This is a genomic window from Gemmatimonadota bacterium (assembly GCA_026702745.1).
Classification (GTDB): domain Bacteria; phylum JAAXHH01; class JAAXHH01; order JAAXHH01; family JAAXHH01; genus JAAXHH01.
On record JAPPBT010000037.1, the window covers coordinates 1 to 4,613 of the forward strand.

Annotated in this window: 3 protein-coding genes; 1 reads left to right on the forward strand and 2 read right to left on the reverse strand. The window is 61.1% G+C overall.

Annotated elements, in window-relative coordinates:
- The first annotated feature begins 171 nt into the window (after positions 1-171).
- Positions 172-2,502 (forward strand): AMP-binding protein, encoded by a 2,331-nt coding sequence (locus OXH56_06405; GenBank protein ID MCY3554939.1) that lies wholly within the window; start codon positions 172-174, stop codon positions 2,500-2,502.
- A gap of 195 nt (positions 2,503-2,697) precedes the next feature.
- Here OXH56_06405 and OXH56_06410 read toward each other — a convergent pair whose 3' ends face one another.
- Positions 2,698-3,306, reverse strand: a complete 609-nt coding sequence (locus OXH56_06410) for a hypothetical protein (GenBank protein MCY3554940.1) — start codon at positions 3,304-3,306, stop codon at positions 2,698-2,700.
- A 249-nt stretch (positions 3,307-3,555) separates the two neighbouring features.
- The coding region (locus OXH56_06415; GenBank protein ID MCY3554941.1) for an FAD-dependent oxidoreductase at positions 3,556-4,613 on the reverse strand (1,058 nt) is incomplete at its 5' end.

Here is a 4,613-nt window from a genome sequence, read left to right on the forward strand (position 1 = left end):
TTCGGGATCGATCCGACCAACAGTTTCGTGCTCGTCGGCAACCAGAGCTCCGATACGGTCACGTACCACCGTCTCGACCCGGACACGGGCCGGCTCCATCTCTCGGGCGTCGTGGCCGAGATCCCCATGGCGGTGTGCCTGAAGATGGTTGTGTTGGACTGACATCTCCCCATGTGCGCGAAACGTAGAAACGCCGAGTCCGGCGCGCCGGATTCCAACCGTCCGGACCCCGCCCGGCCGGACCCCGCCCGCCCGGACCCCGCCCGCCCGGCCACTGCCCGGCAAGACCAGGCCTGGCGGGACTTCGTCGACCGTTCGCGGCGCGAGTTCCTGCCCTTCGAGGACCACCTTGCGGCCTTTCGGCGCATATTCGATGGACGCCGCCCGGAGGATGGTCCGCCCGTGGTCTGGACGCCCGACGAAGAGACCGTGCGCCGGTCGAATCTCCAGGCGAGCATGGCCGCCGTGGGTATCGACCGCTACGAAGATTTCCATGCCTGGTCCGTCCGCGACCCCACGGCCTTCTGGACCCACACCCTCGAACGACTCGGCATCGTATTCACGAGACCACCTGACGCCATCCTCGATCTGGACGGCAGTGCCCACGGTTCGCGCGACGGCGTCCGAGACCCGCGCGACGAACGCGACCCGAGCGGAGGCGTCCGCGACCCCCAGCCGATGCCGGGCGGCGGCGTCCGCGACCCTCGGTGGCTGCCGGGCGCGGAACTCAACATCGTCGACAGCTGCTTCACGACCGATCCCGACCGTCCCGCGGTCGTCACGCCGGTATCGGAATGCCCCACTGGCCCGGACGACCAGAACAACCCCGACTCCCCGGATGGCCTGGTATGCCCCGCTGGCCCGGACGGCTCCGATGGTCAGGCGCTCCGCACTACGACCTACGGCGAACTCGAACGTCTCGTCAATCGCGTCGCCAACGGCCTGTGCGACCGAGGCCTGGCGCCTGATCAGGCCATCGCGCTCTACATGCCCCTGAACCTGGAATGCGTGGTCGCCTACCTGGCCATCATCCGCGCCGGTTCACGGGTTGTCTCCATCGCCGACAGCTTCCCGGCATCGGAAGTGCGCCGCCGCATGGCCATTGCCGGCGCGAGCTGCGCGGTCACCATGGACCGTTACGTTCACGCAGGCAAAGTACTTCCCCACTATGCGACGGTCGTCGAAGCGGGTGCGTCCACAGTGATTGTCGTAACCTCGGGCGGTGATGGCGAGTCTAGCGACGACCTTACCGCGGCCCCCTCAGACGCCCCTCAACTCCGCTCCGGCGACATCGCATGGTCCGACCTCCTTTCCGATGAAGACACTTTCGAATCCGTGACCGGCAACCCCTATCGCACAACCAACATCCTGTTCTCTTCGGGGACCACCGGCGAGCCGAAAGCCATACCTTGGAACCACCTGACCCCCATCAAGAGCGCCATGGACGGACACTACCACCAGGACATCCACGGCGACGACGTGACGACCTGGCCGACCAACATCGGCTGGATGATGGGGCCGTGGCTTATCTACGCCACCCTGGTCAACGGCGCGTGCATGGCCCTGTATCCGGACGCGGCCAGTACCGCCGAATACCTGCGCTTCATACGGCGTGCGAGGGTGACCATGCAGGGCGTCATCCCCTCGCTGGTGAGGACCTGGCGGCGCGGCGACATGGATGAAGGCATCGACTGGCCGTCTGTACGCGTGTTCAGCTCCACAGGGGAGCCCGCCAGCCGGACCGACTACCTGTGGCTAATGAGCCGGACCGGATTCCGGGCGCCCGTGATCGAATACCTCGGCGGCACCGAGATCGGGGGCGGGCACCTGGCCTGCACGGTCCTCCAGCCCTGCTCACCCGCGGTGTTCTCTACGGCGAACCTGGGCGTGGATTTCGTGATTCTGGACGAAATAGGCGCGGAGGTCGGAGAGGGCGGTACCGGCGAGCTTTTCCTCGTGCCGCCCGCCCTGGGCATGTCGCAGCGACTGCTCAACGGGGATCACGACGAAGTCTACTACGAAGGCTGTCCGGCCGGCCCCGGGGGCGAGGTCCTGCGCCGGCACGGGGACCACACGCAACGGCTTCATCACGGCTGTTACCGGGCCCAGGGAAGGGCAGACGACGGGATGAACCTGGGCGGAATCAAGGTCAGTCCGCTGGAATTGGAGCGGATCATCGACGGTCATCCCGCGGTTTACGAAAGCGCGGCCGTGGCGGTGCAGCCCGAGGGAGAAGGGGCGGAAAGGTTGGTGGTCTTCATCGTTCCAGAGGTTGGGAGCGGCGCCGCCGGCTCCCGCTCCGCAGACTCACATACCGGCCACGACCCCGACCCCGACCCCGACGTCGACACGTTAAAAACGGAACTCCAGTCCTTGGTATCCTCCAGACTGAACCCGTTGTTCAAAATATCCCGTGTCGTCATCGCGGACGAATTGCCCCATACAGCCTCAGGCAAGCTGGTCCGCCGCAGACTGAGAGACCGGATGAGGGCCGGCAGTTAGTTTCTGTCGCTCCGCGCAGTTCAAGGTGATTGCACCGGTTAGATACGCCGGTGTGCTTAAAAAACGGGTCAGGGAGACCCTATCCCCGACCCGTTTGCTATATAGCGGATGCTGAAGTTGTATAGCGGATGCTGGATATTCTGTTAAAAGTCGCGTCCCGTAATCACGGCTTCATCCGTAGCGCCGAAATCAAGGTCATTCTGGCACGACAACTCTTATGGGCAGGTCGTTATACGATCTGGCCTTTTCTACCTTCTCATCCCAACCTGGACTGTAGTAGTGTAGACAACCGCCGGATCTGTCACTCGACAGGGTCAGATAAACCTCTGTATCGCCGTTCTTCATCCAGGTTATCCGGCCTGCTGTTTCGCTGACCGGGTCGCCATATCTGACGTTCAATTCATCGATAAGCATCTGGGTCCGTGCTGGGTTCATCGTTTCATCGAACCAGTAATGTCCGGCGTACAACTCATCCCCTGCAAAGTCGTATTCCACAACGATCGTATCCTGTTCCCCGTTGGCGAATACGAACACATCGGAAGTAAAACCATGTTCAAGGGCGGACAAGCCGCTGCCTTCCGCCACCTCGAATCTGATCTCGCCGGGTTCGCTATCCGTCACCTTCGACTTGGAATCGTTCCAATTGTTCCACCGGAAATCATACACTTCATAGAGTGGTTCGTCACTAGTCTGGTGGGCGGTAAGACGTAACCGTTCAGAAGGGATATCAACCGCAGCGACCGGTGAATGCTCACCGGAACATCCGTATATCAAAACCACGAATACGAAAACAAGAAAACGCATACTTTTTCCTTTCTAATGAGAAGTGGAAGTCGCCGATCTACTTCACACACTTAACAATTGCGACACGAAACTACTTTGTTGTCCTATAGTCAACGTTTTTGTGTACTACGGGAACATTGATGAGATGCAAAAAGTTTTCAATGCGTAAAATGGCTTTTGTATGTATTTCTTAATCAACCTCCATACTAGATGGCATCCAAGTGCCGACATCTGGGGTCCGTTCCAGTTCGATGCTTACCTTGTGACAGTTCACGGCACCAGCCATCCCGGTACACCCGGGGTGCCCGCTAGACGGCGCATCATCTGCCGCCGCGAGAAAGCCACGGTCGTGCGGGCGCGCCGCTCCCCGGTTACCGTCGCATCGATCTCCGAGGCAGCCCGCAGACCCGACTCGAAGGCTCCCTGCATCCAACCCCGATGCCCCGAGGCGTGCTCGCCGGCGAAGTGAATGGGGCCCTCGGGCGATGCCAATTCAGGGTAATCCGAGAAAGGAGGATCGTAATAGGCGAAGGCCGCCCCAATCCAGGGCTGGTGCTCCCAGGCGAAGTGGGTTCCGTGTTCCGCAACCTCGTGCGTTCCGGGGAACATGCGATTAAAGCGGCCAATGAAGCTGCGTACGATGGTACTGGAACCCATCGCCGCGACCTCGCGCGCCATGTCTCCAAACATGTAGGACATCAGAATACCTCTGGGCCCCTCCTGGTTCCAGGTAGGATGCCAGATCTCCTGGTATCCATCTAATTCCGATGTCGCCCATCCATTAAAACCGTCTTCCTCCCAGATTCGCTGCGCATACTGGATGTAAACCCGGGTGACGTCTGCGTAGTTTACCGAGGCGAACGCCCCTCGCTTCGCTATCGAAAGGACGGGTTCGAACTCGATCTTGTCGATGACTGGGAGGGGGACCGTGCAGATGAGGTGGCTGCCTCTCAGTTCCTTCCCGATGCCACTGGCTCCGTAGGTGGCCACCACCCCAGTCTCATCCCGGACCACTCTTGTCACCGGCGAGTCGGTCCGCACACGGTCTCTGAGCGCAACGGCGAAGGCTTTTGGCAAGGCATCGGTACCGGCCGGAATCTTGAGCCACTCAGCCCGGTTTCCAGTGAAATACCAACTCGGCGGCCCCCGTTCTAGGTCTCCCTGTCTGGTTACCCAAGTGTACAAGCCCTCCTGTGTATAGAAGAGCGATGTCTCGATGCCGAAGTGGTCGATGTAACCGAGCGTCAGATCATGGCTGGGCGGGATACGGGCAGGTCCGGTTTCGGCAATGAGTCCGTCGTCGAAGGGATCGCGTAGCGTCTGTGCCC

Excerpts from the sequence above, each read along its gene's own strand:
- OXH56_06405 (MCY3554939.1), top strand. The coding sequence starts at position 172 with ATGTGCGCGAAACGTAGAAACGCCGAGTCCGGCGCGCCGGATTCCAAC.
- OXH56_06410 (MCY3554940.1), bottom strand. The coding sequence starts at position 3,306 with ATGCGTTTTCTTGTTTTCGTATTCGTGGTTTTGATATACGGATGTTCC.